We start from the raw sequence: 26,039 nt of genomic DNA on the forward strand, positions 1-26,039 counted from the left end.
ACGTCATTTGGTTAAAGAAGGGAATTAGCTTTGAATCGTCAATTTCAAAATCGTTTGGTAGGAACCATAGTACTCGTGGCCTTGGGAGTGATTTTTTTACCTGATTTATTAGACGGTAAAAAAGCTCAGGTTGTTGAGGAATTCACTGAAATTCCTTTACGACCAGCTAGATTAACAGCTCCAAATCGCCCTAATTCTGCTGAAAAAGTAGAAGAGTTCCAAGTATTAACGATTGCAGAACCACAAGACCTTAGCAACGATATTGTGGCATTAGGTGAAGAGGAAGCAACCAAAGAACCGGCTAAAGAAGTGGCTCAAGTAGTTGAAAAGCCTGCTGTGGTTAAAACGGTCAAAAAACCTCAAGTCCAGGTAGCGAATAAAACCTCTGCACCGATCACCGCAGGCTTTACGCTGCAGTTAGGCGGTTTTAACAATATTACTAATGTAAAAGCGTTGATTATTCAACTGCGTAAAGCCGGATTTACGGCTTACACACTGCCTAAAACACCTGTCGAGGGGAAACTCACCCGAGTATTCGTTGGCCCTGAAGTATCAGAAGATAAACTTAAAGCTCGTCAGCAACCTATATTCAAATTAACCGGATTAAAAGGCAAAATCGTTGCCTATAATCCACAAGAACAATAACCTATTCAGACGGTATTTTGCTTGGGTGATTAATATTTACAATTTGATTGTTCTTAATCACGCAAGAATAATTTGTACAATCAGAGGTGAGAAACATCTCTGTCTCTGTTAGAATCCCGCCGTCTTGAACCCTATACCGGATCCCCATCTTCATGGTTTGGATTGATTACGCAATTATTATCGTCATCGGGTTATCAACTGTAATCAGTTTGATCCGCGGATTTGCCAAAGAAGCCATGTCTCTTGTGGTTTGGTTTGCTGCATTCTTTATCGCTAGCCAGTTTTACCTCGATCTTGCTGCTCATTTAACCCAAATGCAGGACGAGCTAGTCAGAAACGGTGTGGCGATTGCTATTCTTTTTATCATTACCCTGATCTTAGGGGCACTCGTTAATTATTTACTCGGCCAGTTAGTGGCCAAAACAGGCTTATCGGGCACAGACCGAGTGTTAGGCCTGTGTTTTGGTGCCATTCGTGGCGCGTTGATCGTTAGTGCTTTACTGTTTTTCATGGATGCGTTTACAGCATTTCCAGATTCTAAATGGTGGCACGATTCTGTACTTGTACCTGAATTTGGTGTGGTTATTCAGTGGTTTTTTAACTATCTGGAAAACACGTCAAGCTTTGTACCCCAAATATAAACATAAAACACTTTACAGTGAGGAACCTTACCCATGTGTGGTATCGTCGGAATAGTAGGAAAATCAACAGTTAATCAGACCATTTATGATGCGCTAACTGTGCTTCAACATCGTGGTCAAGACGCAGCAGGTATTGTGACTGTTGACATGAATGCGTTTCGTTTACGTAAAGCAAACGGCTTAGTCAAAGATGTGTTTGAGCCTAAACATATGCAGCGTTTACAAGGCAATGCCGGTATTGGACATGTTCGTTATCCTACTGCTGGTAGCTCGAGTGCATCAGAAGCTCAACCGTTTTATGTTAACTCGCCATTTGGTATTTCGTTAGCACATAACGGTAACTTGACTAATACGATTGAACTGGCTGAAAGCCTAGTGACAAAGCGTCGTCATGTTAATACTACTTCTGACTCCGAAATCTTGTTAAACCTGTTAGCCGATGAGTTACAAGAAACGCGCAGTTTAACCTTAAGTGCTGATGAAGTGTTTGATGCTGTTGCCAAAGTGCATGCGCAAACCCGTGGTGCTTACGCTGTAGTGGCCATGATCATCGGTCAAGGTTTAGTTGCATTTCGTGACCCATTTGGTATCCGTCCATTGGTACTTGGTAAACATGAAACGCCTACCGGCACTGAATATATGGTTGCTTCAGAAAGTGTTGCTTTAGACGCAGTTGGCTTTGAAGTGATGCGTGACGTGGCACCTGGCGAAGCTATTTATATTTCACTTGATGGGCAATTATTTACCCGTCAATGTGCTGCAGACCCAAGCTATGCTCCGTGTATTTTTGAATTCGTGTATTTTGCACGTCCTGATTCGAGCATTGATAAAGTGTCTGTTTATGCTAGCCGTGTAAACATGGGTGCCAAGTTGGGCGAAAAGATTAAGAAAGAATGGGAAGATCATGACATTGATGTGGTTATTCCTATTCCTGAAACCTCGTGTGATATCGCCTTAGAAATTGCCCGTTGCATGGATCTACCGTATCGCCAAGGTTTTGTTAAAAACCGCTATATTGGTCGTACGTTTATCATGCCTGGTCAGCAAGAACGTAAAAAATCAGTTCGTCGTAAATTGAATGCGATTAACACTGAATTTAAAGGCAAAAACGTACTATTAGTTGATGACTCAATAGTACGTGGTACCACGTCTGAGCAGATCATTGAAATGGCGCGTGAAGCTGGAGCAAAGAAAGTGTACTTTGCATCAGCAGCTCCTGAAATTCGTTTCCCGAATGTCTATGGTATCGATATGCCGACCTCAAATGAGCTTATTGCTCATGGTCGTGATGCTGACGAAATTGCTAAAATCATTGGTGCCGATGGCATTATTTTCCAAGACTTAAGCGACTTAATTGAAGCCGTAAGAATGGAAAATCCAGAGATTAAGCGTTTTGAAACATCAGTGTTTGATGGTCATTACATTACTAATGACGTTGACCAAGCTTACTTGGATCATTTAACACAATTACGTAATGATGATGCCAAAGCTAACCGCTCAAAAGACATTGGAACTAACTTAGAAATGCACAATGAGTGTCATCCATAAGCTAGCCAGGTTTTCATAGCCATAAAAAACCAGCATGAAAATGCTGGTTTTTTTATGTCCGCTTTAAACACGCGATAACAAGCGATAACAAGCGATAACAAGATAGATATCTAGATACTAGGTCGCTTCGCGGCTAGAGGCTATAAAAGCGATAAAGATCGATGACAAGTGATAACCTGAGAATATAAACGCATCGGATTTAAGGGCTCGCTTTCAAATATGACCATCCAGCAATATTGTCTACACCTTCTATCAGACATTATTAGTACGCCTTCAATCAGATAGCGATTGCTATCACCGCAACCAGATATGATTATTACAGCATCAATCAGATATCGATTGCTTTCATCATCAAACGAATATGTCTGCTACACCTTCAATCAGATATCGATTACTTTCATCGTCAAACGAATATGTCTGCTACTCCTTCAATCAGATAGCGATTACTTTTATCGTCAACCAGATATGATTCCTTTTACCGTCATCCCGGTAATGCTTTTGAGCCGGGATCCAGCGTCTAAAATAGCGCCGTACTCTCTGAGTTGGAGGTCCTTTCTAGGTGCTCGACTTGTGCTTTAATTGCTAAATAATCTTGCAACGCCTGTGATGCTTTTTGCGGATTCGACAGGGTTATGTTTTGATAGTGAGTCAGCACTTTGTGTAAATATCGTATAGCAACATTGCGCTCGTGGTCATTGTTACATTGCCAAAGTTTATCGCCCACAGCGCTAATGTTAGTGGTAGAACTATCACTATCACTATCACTTTCTATTCGCGACGATGGACTGTCACGCCTCACATAGATAATTTCATAAAAGCGGCGATTTTCTTCAATCAGTTTTTCATCAATTAAACGGCAATCAAGTTCAATGAGTTTTTGGCGAAGTTCGTACTGGTGATGGACCGGACACAAGATAAAATCAATTTGACGGTTAGGGTGCAATTGGCAAAGTGTATTCACTAACTCGATCATCAAATCTCCGCCAATACCAGCAATGATCACTAATGGTGTTTGCTCATCTTGCTCCAGAGGTATCGCTGACACATCTAAACAATGTACCTGCCATTGATTGGCAGTTTGCCGTGGGTAAAAAAGTTCAAGCTTAGCGGTTAACTGCTGCATTAATGCCGGCACAATATCGACAAAATGGATCGTGGTTGCAGCATGCCTATCGAGTAATGCCGCACCAAGAAATCCATGGTCGCAACAACAATCCCAAATATGGCTATAACCCATGGGGATCATACTGTTGATTTGTGCTAAACGCTGGCCGAGTTTCATCTGTTCATCGTGTTTGGGATTTAAGCTGCGTATTGTAGTATTTTGACGATATAAGTGGTGAATTATTTCGTATTTGCAGCTTGGCGTATTTAGCGCTAATCTATACTGTAAATTTATACAGTTAAGCGGTGCCATCGAGTTTTATCTAATTGAACTTTTGCGCCCTAATAATGGATTATGATTCTATATATTGCTGAAAAACCCAGTCTCGGTCGTGCGATTGCCGATGTTCTGCCAAAACCACATAAAAAAGGTGATGGCTTTATCACTGCCGCCAATGGTGATTGCGTGTCATGGTGTATTGGCCATTTATTGGAGCAAGCCGAACCTGATGCTTACGATGATGCGTTTAAATCATGGAAGCTCGAACATTTGCCCATAGTGCCACAAACGTGGAAGCTCATGCCTAAAACCAAAACTCGCAGTCAACTTACTGTGCTGCGTAAACTGGTTAAGCAAGCCTCAGCAATCATTAATGCTGGCGATCCAGACCGTGAAGGGCAGTTGCTGGTGGATGAAGTGATTGCTTATTTAGGCGTCAAGGGTGACAAGCTCAATCAAGTTCAGCGACTATTAATTAGTGATTTAAATCCACAAGCAGTCAAACGTGCGTTAGGGCAGTTACGCAGTAATCGTGAGTTTATTCCTTTATCGACTTCTGCATTAGCCCGCAGCCGCGCTGATTGGCTATATGGCATGAACATGACTCGTGCTTATACCATTCAAGGGCGCAAAGTGGGTTACCAAGGCGTGTTGTCTGTTGGCCGAGTGCAAACGCCTTTGCTTGGCTTAGTGGTGCGCCGCGATGATGAGATTGCCTATTTCAAGCCAAAGTCTTTTTATGAAGTGCTGGCCCATCTGGTTACCGATCAGCAACAAACCTTTACCGCCAAATGGCAACCGAGTGAAGCATGCCAACCATACATGGATGAAGATGGCAGAGTGTTAGCCAAAGGCTTAGCTGAAAATGTCGTTGCTCGTATTAATGGTAAACCAGCGCAAGTGACTAAAATTGAAGCCAAAGATAAGCGCCAAAATCCACCATTACCCTATAGCTTATCAGCATTGCAAATAGACGCGGCTAAACGTTTTGGCCTCTCGGCAAAAGAGGTACTTGATACTTGCCAAAGTTTGTATGAGCGCCATAAATTAATTACCTATCCGCGTTCAGACAGTCGCTATTTACCTAAAGAGCAACATGCTTTGGCACCAAAAGTATTGGACGCGGTACTCAAAGGTGCTGCTGCATTAGTTGATGGTTGTGAAGCACCAAATGCCAAGCTTAAGTCTAAAGCTTGGGATGACAGTAAAGTCGATGCTCACCATGCCATTATACCCACAGAGAAAGTTGCTAATTTGTCATCGTTATCTAGTAACGAAGCCAAGTTATATCAACACGTTGCGAGGCAATATTTAGCCCAGTTTTACCCAGCTTATATGTATGCTGAAACCACTGTGGAAGTGACTATTGCTGGAGGTTTGTTTACCACTAAAGCGCGTCAAGACAAAAGCTTAGGCTGGAAACAACTGTATAAGCGGGCGACCACAGTAAATCAAGCGAGTTCTAATTCTAGTTCAACTAGCAGCGATGACGATAACGACGACACGGTACAATCATTACCGCCGCTGGTTAAAGGGCAAATACTCCAATGTGAGCGTGGTGAATTACTAGAGAAAATGACTCAAGCGCCGAAGCATTTTACCGACGCGACATTATTAGGCGCGATGACTGGCATTAGCCGTTATGTGACAAACAGCGATATTAAGAAAATTCTTAAAGAAACTGATGGCTTAGGCACTGAAGCGACTCGTGCTGGGATTATTGAATTACTGTTTAAGCGCGGTTATTTAGTTCGCCAAGGTAAATCAATACTGGCCACACCTGTGGGTGTTGGTTTGATCCGCAGTTTACCTGAATCAGCAACCACACCAGACATGACCGCATTATGGGAAAATAGCCTCGATGCCATCAGTCAAAAAAGGCTTAAGTATGATGCGTTTATGCAGCCATTACTCAGCCAATTAGATAACCTAATTACCCAAGCATCGAGTCAATTACCTTCTGCATTACAAGGTGTTGCCAGCAGTGCACCAAAGCGCAGTTTTAAAAAGCCATATAAAAAGAAAACTAAAGCGAAAAGTTAACAGGGTGGCAAGCGATGAAAATGGTTAAGAGGGATGATGACAGGCAAACTTACCCAGGCTAGGTTGGTGACGACATGGTTTAAAACAGTCAAGTGTCAAAGAAAGATTATTGCCAGTTACCTATTCACATCTTCTCAGATGTAGAGGGGCAAGCTTGAGTAGGCAAAATACAAGTTTGAAGAGCAATAAAGGTGATGCTAACCAGGCTGATTTTATGTTTTATGAAATCTGGCCGAGCCGTGAATTATGGTAAGTCCCTTTGGATACTCAGCATTTAGCTGATTATGTAGCAATGGCAGAGGGTGCGATAATTGAATCTACGCTAATGAAATGGCCGTTTTCGTGAATAATCGTCAGTGTGATCAACTGAAGTGATTTTAATCGCAAAGTAGAACCAAAATGTTCTACTTTTTTTGTCGATTTTTTTAAGACTCCTGTGAGACACTCAGAAGATAAACTCTGGTGAAGAATCAGTATTAATAGACAGGGATAAGCGCCACAATGGAAATTCGGTTTACTCAGCTGCAATGCCGTTCGTCTAGTGTCACCATGAACATTGAAGATTGGCTCATTGAATCACAACAATCTTGGGGCGTGTTTAGTACCGAAGGTGATTTAGGCGCCATATTGGGCCAGTTATTGACTCAGCAAGCACAAGATAACGCTTTGGCCTATTCTGGCATACTATCGGGTGTTGACTACTCGCAGGTCGCTTTGGTGTCACTGCATGAACAGCAGCTGTTACTCGAACAGATTCTTGATCAAGATGACAGCGAGGCTTTAGGCTACATCGACCCTAATACTAGCGTTTATGGGGTGATTTTTACCCTATGTGATGATCACGTACTGACAAAGCGCTTATTAGAACAGCTGGATCTCACTCGGTTAAGCGATAGCCAGTTTACTCAGCTTTCTACCGGTGAAAGTCGCCGGGTCATGCTGGCCCGTGCTGTGGCAACCCAAGTGCCATTTTTAGTCCTCGACGAACCTTATGCAGGGCTTGATGTGGGCCATCGACAAGCGTTAAGTCAATATTTGCAGCTGTTGTCGCAAACGGTACAAATGCTGGTGGTCGTGTCACGTGAAGAAGATATGCCTGACTGGATTGAGCATGTTGCGATTTTTAATCATGGCGCGTTAGACAGCGTAATGGCTAAGACTGAGTGGGATAATCATCCGCTGATTAGTCAACTTACGGCGCAATCAGGCCAACAAAGTGAAGATATGTTGGCGCTTATTCGTCGTCACAGACATAAGCCCTTATTCGCCAATCCGGTTTTTCAGTTACACAATGGCCGAGTAGCTTACAGTGACAAAGTGATTTTCTCTGGGGTTAATTGGCGCATCGATAATGGCGTACATTGGCAAGTTAAAGGCCCAAATGGTTGTGGTAAAAGTACTTTACTAGGGCTTATTTTTGGCGATCATCCACAATGTTACAGTAACGACATTGATATTTTTGGTAAAAAAAGAGGCTCAGGCGAGAGTATTTGGGAGATAAAAAAGCATATCGGCATGGTGTCATCAGCGTTGCATTTACAGTATAGAGTTAATTGCAGTGCCTTGGATGTGATTGTATCGGGCTTTTATGACTCGATTGGTTTGTATCAACAACCGACAGCACAACAGTTAGCTATTGCATCCGAATGGTTAGCCATTTTACACATGGACCAGTTGAGTAAAACGGCTTTTAGACAATTAGAATATGGCCAGCAACGCTTGTTGCTCATTGCTCGCGCTATTGTGAAACAGCCAACGTTATTGATCCTTGACGAGCCTTACCAAGGCTTAGATTACCTAGGCCGAAGATTGATTAAAAATGCCCTTGAACTCATCGCTAAAGAGCACTTGAGCCAATTGTTGTATGTGTCACATTATCAAGAAGATAGCCTTGATAGTATTCAGCACTTTATTGAGTTTGTCGCCGACGAACATCAAGGAGGCTATCGTGCTGTGGTAACTGAAAGCTAATCATTGCATGGCTAATATTTAAGGCGATGACGCTTATCTAAACAGCTAACATTTGTTGGCTGTTTTTCTTTTTCTGCTTAATGGCAAAACACACTGGATAACCTTGCCATCATGGCACTGTATGCGGCAGCTAAAGTCGCTAGGCGGATTGAAAATCTGAATGACTTTATACCCGCAGTAAATAGCATCTTTGGGCGGCTTGGTCGAATAGCCTAATCGAACTTTAGTTAGTGATAAACCTTGAAAACCCCATGTTTTGGCACCATAACCGTCTTATAGTGTATTTACTCAATTTTTTTAATATTGTTTTGCTGTTTTATATTGTTCGTATCAAGTCTATTGAGCCAGATTGTAGGTTAATCGATAACATTACGACATGTCGTTTCACTGCTAACTCTTTCTCTGAGTGTTTAAAATTAATATGGAGTCTGACATGACCAACGCTATTATTACTGATTTAGAAAAACGTTACACCGCCAAACGTTATGATGCGACTAAGCGCGTGTCACAACAAGATTTAGCCGTCATTTATGACGCAATGGTGTTATCACCTTCATCTATTAACTCTCAACCATGGAAATTTATCGTGATTGAAAGTGATCAAGCAAAACAACGCCTACATGACTCTTATGCTAATAAGTTTCAGTTTAACCAACCGCATGCTAAAGCGGCTTCACATACCATATTGTTTGCATATAACCCTAAGTATACCCGTGAAGATTATGCCAAAGTGGTTGATCAAGGCATTATCGATGGCCGTACTAAGCCTGAAGATCGCGAAGCTGCATTTGGTGGATACGCATTTGTTGATTTAAACACTGATGAAGCGGGCAACAATGCGGCATGGACTAAGTCACAAACCTATTTAGCATTAGGTAATACTATGCATGTTTTAGCTCGCCTTGGTATTGATTCTACGCCGATGGAAGGCGTAGACAGTGAGTTGTTAGGTGAAATTTTTGCTGAAGAACTTGGCGGTTATGTGTGTGAAGTTGCATTAGCATTTGGTTATCATCATTCGGATGAAGACTATAACGCTAAGTTACCTAAATCTCGTTTGGCTAAAGAGCAAGTATTACAGGTCGTATAAATAGGCTTTGATATTGATTTTATTCGTTTCAATGTCGAATAAACCTTGGTTAGATAAATATTAACGTTGTAGCGCTTCGTCCACACCGGATCAACAAGGGGAACACTGCTTGCCCTTGTTGATCACTCCATCAATTCCGCCAAGGTGTTGATCTTCCATATCATAATAACAATCACCTCATAGCCCAGAGAGTACATCTGATGTGAAAAACCTCTGACGCCGTGATGTGTGATAAATTGCATGATGTTACCACAGGGTTCTCATCATGCTATTTCTGACACTTCGGACGGTGACTTTAGGTTTATCGCTTTGTTTTAGTTAATCTTATGCCAGTTTATTTTCATTACACAAACTTGGTTGATTGATGCATTAACGTAAACAATGACCGCGGTTGAGGCTAATAAGCTTATCAAAAATGCGTTCGCCATCCATGCGGATGCCGTTGTGTTCATATTCTGATGTCAGCCAATACTTGAGATTGTTGACTTGCTTAGCGGTTTCTAGGCTGTATTGCATTTCGACAAACATGTCGTTGCTGTAAATAGCGGCTGCTACCGGAACCTTATTATTCGCTAACGTTTCAAGGTCATATAATGCCGGCCAATCTTTCTTAGCCGCGATTAAGTCTGCTGCAGGTTGTAATGGCATTAATGCTTCAAATTGAGCAAACATCCATGGGTAAATCATTTCACCTGTAAACAATAATGGCTTATTCGGACGGTAATTGAATTGTTCAAACTGCGCTCTCACTCGATGGGCCGCCCACGCTGAAGCCTTATGTTGGCAGTAAATAGATTCGTGCAATAAAGCAAAAATAGGATTAGTGCTGTAGTCGAGGAAATGACTAAATTGATGTAAAAATAACGGATTAACATCAATACCGTGGGGTGTTTCGATTAAGGCTTGTTCAAGCAAATAGTAGACCGCTTCTGGCCCTTGTTCCATGCCTAAATTAATCCCTAACAATTGCAACATTTCAACTGTCAGTAATTCGCCTGTGGCTAAGTACACTTTGTTTTGATAAAGGTGGCTGGCTAAGTTATCAACTAAGCTGCGGGCATCACTAAAGCGTTTGAAAAAGTCGTTGTTTTTGGCGATGACTCGTTGATATGTCGCTTGATATACTTCATCAGCAGGGCGGCTAAGTGAAGGTATGCCGCCAGTAATGTAGGCTTCTTTTAGGCCTTCAGGCGCGGCAGACAAATAATGCAGCACACAAAAGCCACCAAAGCTTTGGCCTAAAATACTCCAAGGTTGGTCTGGGGATAGTTTGGCTCTAATATATTCTGCATCGCGAATAATGTTGTCGGCACGGAAAAAACTTAAATAATCAGCCTGGTCGGTGGCGTTCATATAACTTAAGCTGGTGGCATTGATTGGGCTTGATAATCCGGTGCCCCGCTGGTCGAGCAATAACACTCTATATTCAGTTAACGCACGTTTTATCCAGCCGTTATTGCTGATCGGCCTGACGGCACCAAATCCTGGCCCACCTTGAAAGAATACTAAATAAGGCAGTTTTTTATGTTGGTTTTCAACACTGACAATTTCCCGAGCGAAAACCGTAATCTGTTTACTGGGACTTTGTTGATAATCTAATGGCACCGAGAAAAAGTGCTTACGAGCAACAATGTCTGCTAAGGTGAGTTCTGTGTGCATAAAATGCCTATTGGGTCATGATTAATGGTGATATCAAGCTTATTCAGCCGTAAGTAACGTTATTTTATGAGCCATGTTAATGATTAACAATCACTAACTTGATGCAAATCATCTTAAATAGCTATCTAGATCAAATCTGCCTAGGTAGAATTAACCGATAATTAGCCACTGATTATTAAACAACGAGGTTGTCAATGAAGTATCAAATCATCCCCGTAACGCCTTTTCAGCAAAATTGTAGTGTTATTTGGTGCGAAAAGACCTTGAAGGCTGCGGTAGTTGATCCTGGTGGTAACATTGATAGGATTTTAGCTGAGGTGGCTAAGTTAGGCTTAACGGTTGAAAAAATATTATTAACCCATGGGCATATTGATCATGTTGGTGGGGCGGCGGCATTGGCGAGCGAATTAGCTATTCCGATCATTGGTCCGCACATTGCGGATAAATTTTGGTTAGAAAACTTGGTAAAACAAAGTCAAAACTTTGGGTTTCCGCGTGTAGAAGCTTTTGAGCCAACCCAATACCTTAATGAAGATGATGTGCTAAGTGTTGGTGAGCAACATTTACGAGTTTTGCATTGCCCTGGACACACACCAGGACACATTATTTTTTATAATGCTTTTGCTAATTTAGCCTGGGTGGGCGATGTGCTTTTTCGTGGCTCAATTGGTCGTACCGATTTCCCGCAATCCAATCATCAAGACTTACTCCAATCAATCACTACCAAGTTATGGCCATTAGGTCACAATGTGAGTTTCATTCCTGGTCATGGCCCAATGTCGACGTTTGCAGATGAACGACAACATAACCCTTTTGTTGCGGATCAGTTATTTGATTAACACTTTTCTACACAATTAGGTCGTTGAGGTTATTTATTAATAAGTTGAAACTATTGATTCTTTGCATTGTAAACCCAGTCTGTTAGCTTAAGAGTATGCGTTTACATATGATGGACAGTTCAAATGGTTCAACACCTCGTTGATTTACTCGATACCTGGTTACCTTCTTATCAAGAAGACTGGGTACTCGCCGTTCTCACTCAAGTACAAGGCTCTTCTTACCGCAAACCAGGCGCAATAATGCTATTTCATCCCATGGGCAAAAGCTTAGGAATGTTAAGTGGTGGTTGCCTTGAAGCGGATCTCCGTCGTCACGCGCAACGTGCGATTCAAACTCAGCAAGTTATTCAGTTAACCTATGATGCAACTGACGAGTCTGATACCAGTTATCAACTTGGCTGTGGTGGCATCGTTAATATCATGATGGTGTCGTTGAATAAATCTAACAATTATCTTGGTTTAGTGAGTGTTCATGATGCTTTGATGCGCAGTCATTCAGGTGTATATCAAATTGATATCGTTGCTGATGGCACGCCGGCCGACCAACTCAGTGGTCACTTTGTTGAACAAAAATCAGAGCAAGCTACCGTTATCACTCTCAATACTAAAACCCACAAAGAAGCCTTTGAAGATCACTCAGTGTTACATATTCCTATCAGGCCACCTGTGCATATTGGTATTTTTGGTGGCGGTTTAGATGCCCAACCAATTGCGCAAATGGCGCAAACGTTAGGTTGGAAAGTCACTGTATTTGATGAACGTACTGCGTACGCACGTACTTATGATTTTCCTGGCTGCCAGATCATCAAAAAAGCGACCAAGGATGTGTCAAGCTCACTGTTGGCCAGTTTAGATGCTGCCTTTGTGATGAGTCATAATTTACAGATTGATGCTAAAACATTACAGGTACTGCAACCTTTATCCCTAGCGTATATTTCATTATTAGGTCCGACTCACCGCCGTGACAAGGTGTTGAGCATGGCTGAACTTAATATCGATGACTTTAGTGGTTATTTTTCGGCACCAGCAGGGTTGGCATTAGGGGGCGAGCTGCCTGGTTCGGTTGGACTGAGCATATTGTCCCAGTGCCATGGCGTACTTTATCAAAGCAAGATAACTAGTCTTGATACTGTAATGCTGTCTTAGCGAGTTGATACGTAAATGACGGCAAACATAGTTACAGTGATCCTAGCTGCTGGGGCAAGCAGCCGATTTAACAGCGCTAAAATTGTTGCTAAAGTGCAAGGCGAACAAAGTTTGCTGGCACACAGCTTACAGACACTTGATGTTGTGACTCAAACGGCAGGTATTGCACCTGCGGTGGTGATGTTGGGTGCCCATCAAACCGATGAAGTGTTAGCGATAACGGCCAATCATCAGCGAATTATTAATCATGATTGGCATTTAGGTTTGTCCAGTTCAGTGAAACTTGCTGGCCAATATGCCCAAACGCAACAGGCGGATGCTTTACTGGTGGTGTTAGCCGACCAAGTCGCATTACAAAGCAGTGATTATTTACAATTGATCCAAGCATATATCCATAATAAGTTAACTAGCTGTGCTTTTTACCTGCATAGCGTAGGTGTACCTGCTATCTTTTCAGCTGAAGATATTAAAATATTGATGTCTCTTGATGGCGATAATGGTGCAAAAAGCATTTTAAAACAAAATGATAAAAATAATAGCTTGAACATTATTGTGATGGAACAAGCGCAATTTGATATTGATACACCTGCTGACTTAGTACGTTGGTTAGATAATAAGGATTGATTATGACAACCCCAACACAAAAATTGATGGTCAATGGAAAGGATTTTACCCTTGATGCCGACCCTAATATGCCAGTACTTTGGGCATTGCGTGACATATTAGGTCTAACTGGCACTAAATTTGGTTGTGGAGCAGGGCTTTGTGGTGCATGCACTATCCATGTTGACGGCAGTCCAATGCGTGGTTGTTTAACCAGCTTAAAGCAAGTTCAGGGTAAGCAAGTTACCACTATTGAAGGTCTTGAGGCTGAAAAACTAAAGCAAGCTTGGTTAGCGCATAATGTGCCGCAATGTGGTTATTGTCAGGCTGGGCAGTTAATGTCTGCCGCAGCCTTACTCACCAGCACGCCTAAACCGACTGAAACCCAAATCCTTGATGCGATGTCGGGTAATATTTGTCGTTGTGGTACGTATCCACGGATAAAAGCCGCCATTCAATCGGCTTCGGAGGCGTGATCATGACCACATTCACAGCTGTTGAGAATATTAGTCGCCGTAATGTATTAAAGTTATTTGGTGCAGTCGGTGGTGGACTCGCTCTAGGGGCAACCAGTTTAAGTTGGAGCCCAATGGCCTTAGCTGAAGACAAGCAAGCGCTGATGAACTTGTTTGTTGCTATCGGTGAAGACAATAAAGTGTATTTGACTTGTCATCGTTCTGAGATGGGACAAGGGATTAGAACAGGCATACCGCAAATTTTGGCTGACGAGTTAGAAGCTGATTGGGATAAGGTTGTAGTGGTGCAAGGCTTAGCGGATAAACGCTATGGCAGCCAAAATACTGATGGTAGCCGCAGTATTCGTAAACATTATCATCGTATGCGTCAAATGGGCGCGACCGCAAGAACCATGCTTGAACAAGCTGCGGCGCAAATTTGGCAAGTTCCGGTTGCGGAGGTGTATGCTAAAGCCCATAAGATCCATCATAAAGGCAGTAACAAAAGCCTTAGTTACGGTGAGTTGGCTGTAGCGGCATCGAGATTACCGATGCCAGAATTAGATTCTGTAGTGCTAAAGCCAGAAAGTGAATTTACCCATATTGGTCAATCTCATACTATTGTCGATATGGATGCCATGCTCACGGGCAAAGCGATTTACGGCTATGACATTAAATTAGACGGTATGTTGTATGCCAGTATCACTCGTCCGCCAGTATTAGGCAGTGATGTGCTGAGCCTTGATGACACCAAAGCCCGTAAAATAGCCGGGGTGGTTGACATTATTACCTTACCCGTTCCGAAAGGTGCACCATTATTTCAGGCTTTAGGCGGCGTCGCAGTGATTGCCACTAACAGTTGGAGTGCGATTGAAGCGCGTAAAGCGTTGGTGATTACCTGGTCTAAATCGATTAATGATAGCCACAATTCAGACACATACCTGCAGGGGTTGGTCGAGAGAGTAAACCAACCAGGTAAAGTGATGCGCCAGTTGGGTGAGTCAGTCACTGATTGGCCTGAAGCGTCAACAGTTAAGGCTGTTTACACTGTGCCCTATTTAACCCATGCTATGATGGAGCCACCAGTAGCAACAGCAAATGTAACTGCTAATGGATGTGAGTTGTGGGCTTCGAGCCAAACCCCACAAAGTACCCAGCAAAATGTGGCTGGTGCATTAGGGTTAAAAGAAGAGCAAGTTACCGTTAACGTGACTTTACTGGGTGGTGGTTTTGGGCGTAAATCTAAGCCTGACTTTAGTGTTGAAGCCGCCATTTTATCGCAAAAGCTCAATAAACCCGTCAAAGTATGTTGGAGCCGTGAAGACGAAATTCAGAATGGTTATTATCATGCTATCAGTGCGCAGATGTACCAAGTCGCTCTCGACAATAATAAGATGCCCACCGCACTATTAGCCCGTACAGGCTTTCCGTCAATCAGTTCAACATTTGCCGAAGGGGTTGAATACCCTTCAGCTGGTGAGCTCGATTTAGGTTTTAGTGACGTACCGTTAGCGCTTAAGCACATTCAACTTGAAGTCGTCAAAGCGCCCGCGCATACGCGTATTGGTTGGATGCGTTCTGTGTGTAATATTCAGCATGCTTTTGGTATTGGCAGTTTTGTTGACGAGATAGCCGTAAATGCTAATAAGCCCTGTGTACAAATGTGGCGTGATTTATTAGGTAAAGCGCGTATCGAACCGTTTGAAAACCAAAACTTTACCTATGGAAATTACGGTGAAGACTTAGCCGATCATCCCGTGGATGTAGGGCGTTATCATAAAGTGCTCGACAAGTTAGAAGCCGTAATGGCAGATGCCCCTAAAGCGGCTAAAAACCAAGGTTGGGGTATGGCGGTGCATCGCAGCTTTGTTAGCTATGTTGCCGTTGCTACGCTAGTTGAAGTGGTAGATAAACAGCTTAAAGTATTGAAATCTATTGCGGTGATGGATGCTGGGAGAGTGATTAATCCTGATCGAGTGAAATCACAATTAGAAGGTGCGATCATTTTTGGTTTAAGTTTAGCGACCATGGGCGAAATTACCTTTAAAGACGGTAAAGTCGAACAATCTAACTTTCATGACTATCCGTTATTGCGTATGCCGCAATCGCCACAGATTGACACTTATATTATTGAGTCGATAGCAAAGCCTGCTGGTGTCGGTGAGCCCGGTGTGCCTCCTGTTGCGCCCAGTTTAACCAATGCCATTTTTGCGGCAACGGGGATACGATATCGCGATTTACCGCTTAATAAATTTTTATCGGTTTAGCCATTTTCGTGAGCTACAACACTTAAGTTTACTGCGCTTAAGCCGATAATAAATAAGCTAAATGCCTAAGTGTATTCGCACTTAGGCATTGTTTTTTTACGATAATTTAAAATCACTCTCAATTGAATCGTTAATGAATTTTAGTATTGATTCAGATTGAGTGGGTGCTGTTGTTTATTTAATCTTATTCTCATATTTGAGATAGTAACGCATTGCCTTAGGAAGCTTATATGAAGCAAATTCAGTTTAGAACCATTGATGCAATTTTGATTAAATTTAGCCTGAATGGAAAATTTTGGGTGGTGTGTTCGCTGGTTGCATTGATCACCAGTGTTATTGCTCTGATGAATTACCAACAAACGACTGATTTAATTGCTCAGTCATCATTACAGCGGGTTAAAGCAAGTGCTGAAAGTTATGCCTCGGTTGCCAATAATCAAGGCTTAACAAATACTGCTCTGGAGCAATTTGCACAAACTCATCAATTACAGTTATCTGGTCGTGATAATACTTTTCGCAGTGGTGATCAAGTTACAGCATCAGCGAGTGTCGGCGATCAGTTTCTAAGCGTGAGTCAAAATGTTCAATCCTGGGAACAGGAACCATTAAGCCAAAGCTATTTTATGCTAATCATCGCATTAGTTGGCTTGCTACCATTATTTCAACTGAGTTACTGGATCTCAACCTCGTTAGGCGGCGGTTTATGGGATATGTACATGGCTATCAAACGGTTAGCTGATGGTGATTTAACCTTGAGATTAAACTTCTTTGGTACTGACGATTTCAGTTTAATCGCCAATGAAATTGATCGCTGTGCCAATAATATGAGTGAAATGGTGACCGCTATTCGGAGTAATGCAGAAACCCTAGCGACTGCCGCCAATGAGTTTAACCATCAAGCTAACACTAATGATGACTTAATTGATCAGCAACATCATTATTTAGATTCTGTAGCGCATGCCATGGATCAAATGACCGGAGCCATTGCAGATGTATCACATCATGCGAGTGATGCATCTTTGAACACTAAGCAAAATGCTACCCAAATGGGTCAGAGTCAGGGCAAGATTAATGATGCAGTTAAGCGGATTGGCTATTTGTCTGAGCGTATTGCTGAAGCGTTTTCATCTGTAGAGCAGTTATCTCATGATGCCACCCAAATTAATGTTGCAGTTACTACCATTGAAAGTATTTCTGAACAAACTAACTTATTAGCGTTAAATGCAGCCATTGAAGCGGCGCGTGCTGGTGAGCAAGGTCGGGGTTTTGCTGTGGTGGCTGATGAAGTACGTACTCTTGCAGGGCGGACTCAACAAGCGACCGTTGAAATTCAAAATATGATCGAAGGCTTACAACAAGGTTCTAAAAAACTGACCAGCATTACCAATGTGATTGTTACCGAAGCCGATCAGGGCAGTGCAAGTATTAAAGCGGTCGGTGACGATATTACCGACATGGCTGAGTCGATTAATGCCGTGTTTGATATGAGTAGCCAGATAGCCGCCTCAGCTGAACAACAAAGTGTCTCTGCTGGTGATATTGCCTCGCAACTTAATCAAATCCGTCAGCAATCGGAGACGATTCGCAGTACTGCAAAACATGCCGGAATATTAGCGAAAGATTTACATCAATCATCTCAAGGTTTAGCGGCGATTTTAAGTCAATATAGAATTTAATTTTGTATCAAGCAGCCCATAACAACGTTCAGTGATAGTTAGTTAAGGTGCTCGATAAAGATGGCATAGTAGTGATGATAATCACTTGGGTTACTAATATGCATGCTTAGCCATTATTTGATTTTTATAGCAGCAACCTTTTAAGGGCGATTATTTGGCCTGTAATATACTAACGTGAGTCGTTTACTCTGCTCATGTGAGCGTGTTGACAAACTATCAAGCTATCAAGCTTAGCCGGTGGTGAAGGAATGCTGTAAAACTAAAAAAGCTATAAGCAAGATTGCTTATAGCTTTTTTGTTGCTAAGCGATGTCGGGGGCTAGGTTATGTCAGCACCCTAACGATTAACTAAACGTAGTCCAAATGGGGGCATGATCGGACGGTTTCTCAATCGCGCGTAATTCGTAATCGACATCAGATTCGACTACGCGTGACACTAATGAGTCGGTCACTAATATCACGTCGATGCGCAGACCACGGTTATCATCAAAGCCTTTACTGCGGTAATCAAACCACGAGTAACGTTCAGTGCGATCTGGATGCAATTGGCGGAAACTATCAATAAAGCCCCATTGTTGTAAACGTGCTAACCATTCACGTTCTTCTGGTTGGAAGCTACATTTTCCGCTTTTTAACCAACGCTTAGCGTTCACTTCACCGATGCCGATATCTAAATCGGTGGGCGATATATTGATATCACCAATGATTGCTATGTCATCGCTTGGTTGGTGATGTTTCTCTAAATATAGCATTAAGTCTTGATAGAACTTACGTTTAGCCGGGTATTTTGTTTCGTGGTGAATGCTTTCACCTTGTGGAAAATATCCATTGAATACCGTTAACACTCGGCCATTATCTTGTGTAAATTGGCCAATAATAAGTCGACGCTGAGCATCTTCATTATCAGATTCAAAACCTTTAATAATACTAATGGGTTCAGCTTTTGACAGCATGGCTACGCCATAATGTGCTTTGCCGCCATGGTAATGAACTTTGTAGCCCATTGCCTCAACATCTGCAACCGGAAAGGCTTCGTCGTGCACTTTGGTTTCTTGTAAGCCAATAATGTCAGGCGCGTGGCTGTCTATAAGTGCTTGCAATTGATGCAGTCGAGCACGTATGCCATTAATGTTAAAAGAAACAATCTTCATTATGGGAGCACTCGTTTAAATGGCTTAACAATAACGCTTTTATACACACCAGCACCAATGTAAGGATCCACATCAGCCCATGCTTGTGCATCTTCTAATGAGGCAAAATCGGCAATAACTAATGAGCCGGTAAAACCTGCTTCACCAGGGTTTTCGTTATCAATAGCAGGATGTGGTCCGGCAGTTAATAAGCGGCCTTCATCAGCTAAATCTTGTAAACGGGCTAAATGTTCAGCGCGAACAGATAAGCGTTTCTCTAAACTGTTTTCCACATCTTGAGATGAAATCATATACCACATATCGTTGCTTCCTTTATTTGATTTTATTTTACATGAATGCTTATTGACCATCAGTTGTTTGCGAATCGTCATCTTGCATATTTTTATACAAATAAACGACCGTAATAACGGTGTTGATTAAGGTGAGGGCGGTTAGGCCAAACACTTTGAAGTTTACCCAGGTTTCCAGAGGTAAATTAAACGCAATGTAAATATTAGCAAAGGCACATAAGACAAAAAATCCAACCCAATACCACGTGACTTGAGCCCATATTTTATCGTCAACTTTCATTTCTTTACCAAGCATGCTTTTAAGCGCAGGTTTGCCCATCATTTGTGAGGCAATTAGTCCTATGGCGAATAAGGCATAAACGATACTGACTTTCCATTTGATAAAGGCATCGTCATGGAAAAACAGTGTGAGTGAGCCAAACACAGTGACCAAGGCGAAGGTGGCTAAATGCATTTTTTCAATGTGTTTATAAAGCAGATAAGTAATCACAAGTTGAAGCGCTGTTGCCGCGATCAATACTCCTGTAGCGGCGTAAATATCATAGAACTTGTAAACCGCAAAAAAAATGACTAATGGTAAAAAATCTAACAGTTGCTTCATATAAATCTCAGGCTAGGGAAACGATAATGTCTAGTTCGGACATGATTGCATCATATTTTCAATCGTAATTGTGGCCAATTGTAGCATGATGTTATTGCCATTCGCATTAATATGGTGGTTAATCTGTGGATTCTAAACCTCTATTGTGCAAAAGAATGTAAACCTTTTTAATTAGGTTTGTGAGTAATAGAAGGTGATTACAGTAGTGCTAAACCTGCTGTGGCTGAGTGTAATTTATTGATTATCAATGTTTTTTATAAAACCTGCAATCTCTGTATCATCAATGAGCATCGCATAGGTTGAGCGTTTAATTGTAAAGAGGTACCGCAATAGAGGTTGCTGTTTTGATGGTTAACCATAATTTCGGCTCATCAAGAAGACTGGCGCTTTTTTCTGACAACAAGGGATTATGCAGAACAAATTCTTTACGTTTGTCGAGTTCGGATTTTTCGAGCATGCCATCGGTGATGGGGTGATTATAGAACATGGCATTGAAGCTACCGTCATCGATGGCGACTCGTAAGCCATATTCAATTCGTTCAGCTAACCGAGGATTGTCTTTACTGACAAAAAAATAAATTGGGGCTGTGTAGCGTATTAAGATATTCTTTTCTACTACTAATTCACTGTGACGAGCAAGGTCGCGCCAAGGTTCAAAAAGAGCACGAGGGTAATAATCAAACCGATTTTTAAGCAACATACTAATTAAACTCTTTTCTGGTCCTGGGACCACATTAAAGCCATTGCTGTTCAAAATATTGGTATCAGGCCAATCTAAACCTTGACCCATGAGGATTTTTTTTAGGTCTTCTAGGCTGGTGAGTTGATCAAATTGTGCTTGGTCGCCTTTGCGTATAATCCCAATTCTATATCCCATAAGCCCTTTTAATAGTGGGATATAGACTGCTTGAAGCTGTGCTTCCCGTTCAATACTTGTCATGCTCCACGCGACATCGATATTTTTGTTTTCGGCCAGCATTTTTAGGGTACGACTTTGAGGCATATTAATCATGGCTGCACGCATTTGAAACGTACCGTAGCGGCTAGCACTTTTATCCAGAGCAAGTGCTAACAGTGAAATAAAATAGGCTTGCTTAGGATCAACACCTTGAACGGAGGCATTGTAATTAACTATGGTGTGTTCAAACTCTAACGCATTTTCTGAGGCGTTTGAGGTATTGAATGAACATAAGATTACAAGTGTTAACATCCTTATTAACTGACTTTTCATACAGCGCCGATTTAGTGATTGATTGATGATAAATAAAGTATAGTTAACAATAAAAAAATAGCTGGAATAATTACTCTTTTTTGTTATTTTTATCAGTAACCTATAAGCGGGATAAAAAACGTTTATTAAACCGTTATTTGCCCGCTAGTGTGGACAATTTAACTTGCTAAAGCTTAGCACTGGATACGTTATTATTTCTTGCTTGGTACACACATTACTCGTTTGATATGAGATGGGTCAAGTTTATGATTTTGTACATACCGCTATCATTTATTGACCCCCGTTAAAGTTTACTTTTGGAACTGATAAACACTGCCTAATTTCAAAATTTGTGTTAGCTCATCTAACGCAGTGCGCGATTCAATAATCAATTGTGGGTCGGCTAAATCTTGAACCGTTAATTGGTCGCGATAATGCCTATCAACCCAGGTATTTAGACGAGTAAATAAGCTATCATTCATGAGGGTGTTTTGATTAACTGCGGCAACTTCTTGTTGGTTCATTGCCACACGTAAACGTAAACAAGCTGGCCCACCACCATTTTGCATACTTTGTTTCACATCAAAATAACGCACCTGTTTGATTGGCGTGCCTAAGGTTATCAGTTCATTTAAGTAAGCAAAAACTGCGGGATTTTCTTGGCAGTTTGTCGGTGCAATAATGGCCATTTCACCAGACGGTAAGGTAATGATCTGAGTATTAAACAGGTAACTTTTGACCGCATCATCAATTGACACTTGGCTGGTTGCCACTTTGATAAAATGCATGTCACTATCCATTTTTCGGCGAATTTCATCAAATTTTGCTTCGGTATGTAAAAACGCCTGTTCATGATAAAAAAGGACGTTTTGATTACCAACAGAAATCACATCGTTGTGGAATACACCTTGGTCAATCACATCAGGGTTTTGCTGCATAAACACGCAACTTTCATCTTCAAGCTGATGCAAACGAGCAACGGCTTGTGATGCTTCTAAGGTTTGACGGGCGGGATATTTTTTCGGTTTTGGTGCATCAGGATTGGTTGCCGATTGTCCATAAACAAACAGTTCAACACCAGCATGGCCGTATTCAGCACATAGGCGGGTATGATTTGCGGCGCCTTCATCACCAAAACTTGCATGTTCTGGTAAATGTTGGTGATGTTTAAAATGGCGATCGTTGTTAAATGTTGCCTGTAAAATATTGCCTGTGGTGAAAGGCTCAATGCTGCGGTGTAATTTGTCGACTAAGTTAGCTGGCGTGAAATGAACTTTACCGTCCCGGGTATCGGCACTGGGGGATACGGTTGCCGCGTTAGCAGTCCACATACTTGATGCACTGCAACAAGCATTAAGTAGCGCAGGAGCCTGTTGAGCCGCTTTTTGTAAAACTTCAGCATCTGACCCGGAAAAACCAATTCGACGCAGTGTATAAAGGTCTGGACGCTCTTGCGGGGCTAATACCCCCTGTACCATTCCCAAGTCTGCTAATGATTTGGCTTTTTGCAAACCTTGTTTAGCTGCCGCTTTGGGATTTGAGGTTTGGGCCGCATTACTAAATGAGGCTACATTACCAAATGATAATCCGGCATAGTTATGGGTTGGTCCTACCAAGCCATCAAAGTTTGCTTCAAAATGCTTCATTCGTGATCCTTGAGAGTTTTTAGTGAATAATTATTATTGTTGTTGCACTTATTTGTGTTACTTATAAAAAAGGAACGTGATTGCTGACTACAGTTAACGCTAATTTAACCCCAGTATACTGAAGCTATAAGGGTTAACAAGGTGTGGTTAATTTGTACAAATGTGTATAAATGACTAAAAATGCACTGAAGGTGCTCGCAAGTATCATTAAGTGAAAAATTACGTTTAAAAAACGCATATTATTTTTCGCATTTTTTATTATTGAATAAATTTTGCTTAAAAAATGACTTACTAGCCATGTAAAAGAGGGATTAACTTGAAACTATTGTCTCAACCCTCTATATATGGAATCAATTTTCTTTTTTTCGAGACTTTTTGGCGCAAATAAAACTATGGGTAAATCGCTAGTTATTGTCGAATCGCCGGCCAAAGCCAAGACAATTAATAAATATCTTGGTAAAGACTTCATTGTGAAGTCGAGTGTAGGTCACATACGTGACTTACCAACTTCGTCTACTTCTGACGGTACAACTGTGACTAAAACCGCAGCAGAAGTTAAGAAATTATCTCCTGAAGAAAAAGCTAAATACAAGCTAATCAGAGACAAACAAGCGCTTGTGGCGCGAATGGGTGTCAACCCAGATAAAGGCTGGGCGGCTAAGTATCAAATCCTGCCTGGTAAAGAAAAAGTTGTTAAAGAACTCAAAGCGTTAGCAGAAGATGCTGACCAAATATATCTCGCAACGGATTTGGACCGTGAAGGGGAAGCCATCGCCTGGCATTTGCAGGAGATCATTGGTGGTGATGCTTCACGGTATCAGCGAGTTGTGTTTAACGAAATTACTAAAACTGCGATTCAAGATGCATTTAGTAACCCGTCTGTACTTGACACTAATATGGTTAACGCCCAACAAGCACGTCGTTTCTTAGACCGTGTCGTTGGCTTTATGGTGTCACCTTTATTATGGAAAAAAGTTGCTCGTGGTCTATCGGCTGGGCGTGTGCAATCGGTTGCGGTTCGCTTAGTTGTAGAACGTGAAAGTGAGATTAAAGCATTTGTTCCAGAAGAATTTTGGGACATACATGCTGAATTAAATACGCCAACCGCAGCAAGCTTGAAAATGCAGGTGATGAAGTATCAATCTGCTGCATTTGAGCCGATTAATGAAGCACAAGCTAAAGTGGCAGTCGATGCATTGCGTGGGGCGTCTTACGTGGTCAGTGCGCGTGAGGATAAAGCAACCTCAAGCAAACCAACAGCACCTTATATAACCTCTACATTGCAGCAAGCCGCGAGTACTCGTCTAGGTTTTGGTGTGAAGAAAACCATGATGATGGCGCAGCGTTTATACGAAGCGGGCCACATTACCTATATGCGTACCGATTCAACCAATTTAAGTAAAGAAGCGGTTGAAAATTTACGTGAAATGATTGCTTCTGAGTTTGGTGATAAGTATTTACCGGCTGAACCTATCCGTTATGGTAGCAAAGAAGGTGCCCAAGAGGCGCATGAAGCGATTAGACCGTCGAACGTTGCTGTGCAGTCTGCATCGCTAACCGATATGGAAAGAGACGCTCAGCGCTTGTATGAGCTCATTTGGCGTCAATTCGTGTCGTGTCAAATGACCCCAGCTCAGTATGACGCAACACGTTTAACCGTTACTGCGGGTGATTACGAATTAAAAGCCAGTGGTCGCACATTACGCTTTGATGGTTGGACGCGTGTTCAACCACAGATGAGTAAGAAAAACGAAGACGATAAAACACTGCCAGTAGTCGAAAAAGGTGACAAGTTAGTGCTTGAAACCTTATCGCCTAAACAGCACTTTACCAAGCCTGCACCACGTTACAGCGAAGCTTCTTTAGTTAAAGAGCTCGAAAAACGTGGTATTGGCCGTCCGTCAACGTATGCGACAATTATTTCAACCATTCAGGATCGCGGCTACGTCAAAGTGGATAATCGCCGTTTCTTTGCTGAAAAAATGGGTGAGATAGTTAGCGAACGTTTAGTGGGCAGTTTTAAAGAATTAATGAGTTACGACTTTACCGCAAGCATGGAGCAAACATTAGATGATGTTGCTCAAGGTAAGCTTGACTGGAAAAAAGTACTCGATGGTTTTTACGGTGACTTTACCAAACAATTATTGTTGGCCGAGTTAGACCCAGATGAAGGCGGCATGCGCCCCAATGAGATGGTATTAACAGATGACATTAAGTGTCCTACCTGTGGCCGTCCAATGGGGATCAGAACCGGTTCTACTGGGGTGTTTTTAGGCTGTTCTGGCTATGCTTTACCGCCTAAAGAACGTTGCAAAACCACGCTTAACTTAACCCCAGGTGAAGAAGCGGTTAGCGACAATGAAGATGGTGAAACGGAAGCGTTACGGGCTAAACATCGTTGTGGTAAGTGTGGCACAGCGATGGACAGTTACCTGATTGATGAGACGCGTAAATTACATGTTTGTGGTAATAACCCCTCATGTGATGGCTACGAAGTGGAAGCCGGGCAATTTAAGATTAAAGGTTATGAAGGTCCAATTATTGAGTGCGATCGTTGCGGCAATAATATGGAACTGAAAAATGGTCGATTTGGTAAGTATTTTGGTTGCACTAACAGCGAGTGTAAAAATACGCGTAAGTTGCTAAGAAGCGGCGAAGCTGCGCCACCAAAAGAAGATCCCATTTTTCTACCTGAACTAAAATGCACTAAGTCAGATGCGCATTTTGTGCTTCGTGATGGTGCTGCTGGCATATTTTTAGCGGCAAGTACTTTCCCTAAATCGCGTGAAACACGTGCGCCATTAGTGGAAGAGTTAGTTCAGTATCGTGATCTGTTATGGCCTAAATATGCGTATCTTGCTGACGCACCTACAGAAGATGATGATGGTAATAAAGCCTCGGTTAAATTTAGCCGTAAAACCAAAGAGCAGTATGTTGCTACTGAAGTTGATGGTAAAGCCACCGGTTGGTCTTCTAAGTTTATTGGCGGTAAATGGGTCAGTGAAGCAACTAAGAAAAAAGCCAAGAAATAGTTTCTAGCTTTAGTTACTTCATCGTTGTTGATTAACGCTACCCGATTGGGTAGCGTTTTTGTTTGCGCCAGATACGGGGTATTGCATTTTTGTATAGTGAATAGCTGGGCTAACGTGTTGTTTAGACTCTGACCAACAAGTTA

At 42.0% G+C, this 26,039-nt stretch carries 20 protein-coding genes; 13 read left to right on the forward strand and 7 right to left on the reverse strand.

Annotated features, from left to right (window positions below; translation table 11 throughout):
* The first annotated feature begins 30 nt into the window (after positions 1-30).
* The 3 genes from ACED29_RS18210 to purF all read left to right on the forward strand — a co-directional run bounded on the left by ACED29_RS18210 (position 31) and on the right by purF (position 2,834).
* A complete protein-coding gene (locus ACED29_RS18210; protein WP_124016158.1) occupies positions 31-645 on the forward strand; it encodes an SPOR domain-containing protein in 615 nt (204 codons plus the stop codon).
* A 152-nt stretch (positions 646-797) separates the two neighbouring features.
* Positions 798-1,286: a CvpA family protein gene (locus ACED29_RS18215; RefSeq protein ID WP_124016157.1), complete on the forward strand. Its 489-nt coding sequence runs from the start codon at positions 798-800 to the stop codon at positions 1,284-1,286.
* 33 nt (positions 1,287-1,319) lie between these two features.
* The gene (purF, locus tag ACED29_RS18220) at positions 1,320-2,834 is read left to right on the forward strand and encodes an amidophosphoribosyltransferase (protein WP_124016156.1); all 1,515 of its coding nucleotides are present in this window, start codon (positions 1,320-1,322) and stop codon (positions 2,832-2,834) included.
* 517 nt (positions 2,835-3,351) lie between these two features.
* Here the strand turns inward: purF and ACED29_RS18225 are convergent.
* A complete protein-coding gene (locus ACED29_RS18225) occupies positions 3,352-4,116 on the reverse strand; it encodes a tRNA (adenine(22)-N(1))-methyltransferase TrmK (RefSeq protein WP_371698320.1) in 765 nt (254 codons plus the stop codon).
* Between the two features lie 177 nt (positions 4,117-4,293).
* Between ACED29_RS18225 and ACED29_RS18230 the strand changes: the two genes are divergently transcribed.
* The 3 genes from ACED29_RS18230 to ACED29_RS18240 all read left to right on the forward strand — a co-directional run bounded on the left by ACED29_RS18230 (position 4,294) and on the right by ACED29_RS18240 (position 9,322).
* Positions 4,294-6,261, forward strand: a complete 1,968-nt coding sequence (locus ACED29_RS18230; protein WP_371698321.1) for a DNA topoisomerase III — start codon at positions 4,294-4,296, stop codon at positions 6,259-6,261.
* A gap of 501 nt (positions 6,262-6,762) precedes the next feature.
* Positions 6,763-8,232: an ATP-binding cassette domain-containing protein gene (locus ACED29_RS18235; protein WP_371698323.1), complete on the forward strand. Its 1,470-nt coding sequence runs from the start codon at positions 6,763-6,765 to the stop codon at positions 8,230-8,232.
* 433 nt (positions 8,233-8,665) lie between these two features.
* Positions 8,666-9,322, forward strand: coding sequence for a nitroreductase family protein (locus ACED29_RS18240; protein ID WP_182741534.1), 657 nt, complete (start codon positions 8,666-8,668; stop codon positions 9,320-9,322).
* 369 nt (positions 9,323-9,691) lie between these two features.
* On the opposite strand, the gene ACED29_RS18245 is transcribed toward ACED29_RS18240, so the two are convergent.
* Positions 9,692-10,981: an alpha/beta fold hydrolase gene (locus ACED29_RS18245; RefSeq protein ID WP_371698324.1), complete on the reverse strand. Its 1,290-nt coding sequence runs from the start codon at positions 10,979-10,981 to the stop codon at positions 9,692-9,694.
* Positions 10,982-11,175: 194 nt separating this feature from the next.
* On the opposite strand from ACED29_RS18245, the gene ACED29_RS18250 reads away from it, so the two are divergent.
* The 6 genes from ACED29_RS18250 to ACED29_RS18275 all read left to right on the forward strand — a co-directional run bounded on the left by ACED29_RS18250 (position 11,176) and on the right by ACED29_RS18275 (position 17,967).
* Positions 11,176-11,820: an MBL fold metallo-hydrolase gene (locus tag ACED29_RS18250; protein ID WP_182757074.1), complete on the forward strand. Its 645-nt coding sequence runs from the start codon at positions 11,176-11,178 to the stop codon at positions 11,818-11,820.
* 123 nt (positions 11,821-11,943) lie between these two features.
* On the forward strand, positions 11,944-12,966 hold the full coding sequence (locus tag ACED29_RS18255) for an XdhC family protein (protein ID WP_371698325.1): 1,023 nt from the start codon (positions 11,944-11,946) through the stop codon (positions 12,964-12,966).
* Between the two features lie 15 nt (positions 12,967-12,981).
* On the forward strand, positions 12,982-13,590 hold the full coding sequence (locus ACED29_RS18260; protein ID WP_124016147.1) for a nucleotidyltransferase family protein: 609 nt from the start codon (positions 12,982-12,984) through the stop codon (positions 13,588-13,590).
* A gap of 2 nt (positions 13,591-13,592) precedes the next feature.
* Complete coding sequence (locus ACED29_RS18265; RefSeq protein WP_182698489.1) at positions 13,593-14,045, forward strand: (2Fe-2S)-binding protein; 453 nt, start codon at positions 13,593-13,595, stop codon at positions 14,043-14,045.
* Positions 14,046-14,047: 2 nt separating this feature from the next.
* On the forward strand, positions 14,048-16,291 hold the full coding sequence (locus ACED29_RS18270) for a molybdopterin cofactor-binding domain-containing protein (protein WP_371698326.1): 2,244 nt from the start codon (positions 14,048-14,050) through the stop codon (positions 16,289-16,291).
* 230 nt (positions 16,292-16,521) lie between these two features.
* A complete protein-coding gene (locus tag ACED29_RS18275; protein ID WP_182741536.1) occupies positions 16,522-17,967 on the forward strand; it encodes a methyl-accepting chemotaxis protein in 1,446 nt (481 codons plus the stop codon).
* A 343-nt stretch (positions 17,968-18,310) separates the two neighbouring features.
* Here the strand turns inward: ACED29_RS18275 and xthA are convergent, their stop codons facing one another.
* The 5 genes from xthA to astB form a co-directional block, all read right to left on the reverse strand.
* Entirely contained in the window at positions 18,311-19,117 is an 807-nt protein-coding gene (gene xthA, locus ACED29_RS18280) for an exodeoxyribonuclease III (protein WP_182698486.1), read from the reverse strand.
* Entirely contained in the window at positions 19,117-19,416 is a 300-nt protein-coding gene (locus ACED29_RS18285) for a YciI family protein (RefSeq protein ID WP_182698485.1), read from the reverse strand. Before ACED29_RS18285 ends, xthA begins: the two co-directional genes overlap by 1 nt.
* Before the next feature lie 40 nt (positions 19,417-19,456).
* Positions 19,457-20,008 (reverse strand): septation protein A, encoded by a 552-nt coding sequence (locus ACED29_RS18290; protein ID WP_124016141.1) that lies wholly within the window; start codon positions 20,006-20,008, stop codon positions 19,457-19,459.
* Between the two features lie 307 nt (positions 20,009-20,315).
* Entirely contained in the window at positions 20,316-21,218 is a 903-nt protein-coding gene (locus tag ACED29_RS18295) for a hypothetical protein (RefSeq protein ID WP_259395675.1), read from the reverse strand.
* A 311-nt stretch (positions 21,219-21,529) separates the two neighbouring features.
* Positions 21,530-22,864 carry an N-succinylarginine dihydrolase gene (astB, locus tag ACED29_RS18300; protein ID WP_371698329.1) on the reverse strand — a complete coding sequence of 445 codons (1,335 nt, stop codon included), beginning with the start codon at positions 22,862-22,864 and terminating at the stop codon, positions 21,530-21,532.
* Between the two features lie 392 nt (positions 22,865-23,256).
* Between astB and topA the strand changes: the two genes are divergently transcribed.
* Positions 23,257-25,896, forward strand: a complete 2,640-nt coding sequence (gene topA, locus ACED29_RS18305) for a type I DNA topoisomerase (RefSeq protein ID WP_124016138.1) — start codon at positions 23,257-23,259, stop codon at positions 25,894-25,896.
* Positions 25,897-26,039: the final 143 nt, after the last annotated feature.

It is taken from the genome of Shewanella sp. 5S214 (assembly GCF_041439795.1).
Lineage (GTDB): Bacteria > Pseudomonadota > Gammaproteobacteria > Enterobacterales > Shewanellaceae > Shewanella > Shewanella vesiculosa.

Bases quoted from the DNA above. Each gene is read 5' to 3' on its own strand.
- ACED29_RS18215 (WP_124016157.1), top strand. From the start codon at position 798: ATGGTTTGGATTGATTACGCAATTATTATCGTCATCGGGTTATCAACT.
- purF (WP_124016156.1), top strand. From the start codon at position 1,320: ATGTGTGGTATCGTCGGAATAGTAGGAAAATCAACAGTTAATCAGACC.
- ACED29_RS18225 (WP_371698320.1), bottom strand. From the start codon at position 4,116: ATGAAACTCGGCCAGCGTTTAGCACAAATCAACAGTATGATCCCCATG.
- ACED29_RS18230 (WP_371698321.1), top strand. From the start codon at position 4,294: ATGATTCTATATATTGCTGAAAAACCCAGTCTCGGTCGTGCGATTGCC.
- ACED29_RS18235 (WP_371698323.1), top strand. From the start codon at position 6,763: ATGGAAATTCGGTTTACTCAGCTGCAATGCCGTTCGTCTAGTGTCACC.
- ACED29_RS18240 (WP_182741534.1), top strand. From the start codon at position 8,666: ATGACCAACGCTATTATTACTGATTTAGAAAAACGTTACACCGCCAAA.
- ACED29_RS18245 (WP_371698324.1), bottom strand. From the start codon at position 10,981: ATGCACACAGAACTCACCTTAGCAGACATTGTTGCTCGTAAGCACTTT.
- ACED29_RS18250 (WP_182757074.1), top strand. From the start codon at position 11,176: ATGAAGTATCAAATCATCCCCGTAACGCCTTTTCAGCAAAATTGTAGT.
- ACED29_RS18255 (WP_371698325.1), top strand. From the start codon at position 11,944: ATGGTTCAACACCTCGTTGATTTACTCGATACCTGGTTACCTTCTTAT.
- ACED29_RS18260 (WP_124016147.1), top strand. From the start codon at position 12,982: ATGACGGCAAACATAGTTACAGTGATCCTAGCTGCTGGGGCAAGCAGC.
- ACED29_RS18265 (WP_182698489.1), top strand. From the start codon at position 13,593: ATGACAACCCCAACACAAAAATTGATGGTCAATGGAAAGGATTTTACC.
- ACED29_RS18270 (WP_371698326.1), top strand. From the start codon at position 14,048: ATGACCACATTCACAGCTGTTGAGAATATTAGTCGCCGTAATGTATTA.
- ACED29_RS18275 (WP_182741536.1), top strand. From the start codon at position 16,522: ATGAAGCAAATTCAGTTTAGAACCATTGATGCAATTTTGATTAAATTT.
- xthA (WP_182698486.1), bottom strand. From the start codon at position 19,117: ATGAAGATTGTTTCTTTTAACATTAATGGCATACGTGCTCGACTGCAT.
- ACED29_RS18285 (WP_182698485.1), bottom strand. From the start codon at position 19,416: ATGTGGTATATGATTTCATCTCAAGATGTGGAAAACAGTTTAGAGAAA.
- ACED29_RS18290 (WP_124016141.1), bottom strand. From the start codon at position 20,008: ATGAAGCAACTGTTAGATTTTTTACCATTAGTCATTTTTTTTGCGGTT.
- ACED29_RS18295 (WP_259395675.1), bottom strand. From the start codon at position 21,218: ATGTTAACACTTGTAATCTTATGTTCATTCAATACCTCAAACGCCTCA.
- astB (WP_371698329.1), bottom strand. From the start codon at position 22,864: ATGAAGCATTTTGAAGCAAACTTTGATGGCTTGGTAGGACCAACCCAT.
- topA (WP_124016138.1), top strand. From the start codon at position 23,257: ATGGGTAAATCGCTAGTTATTGTCGAATCGCCGGCCAAAGCCAAGACA.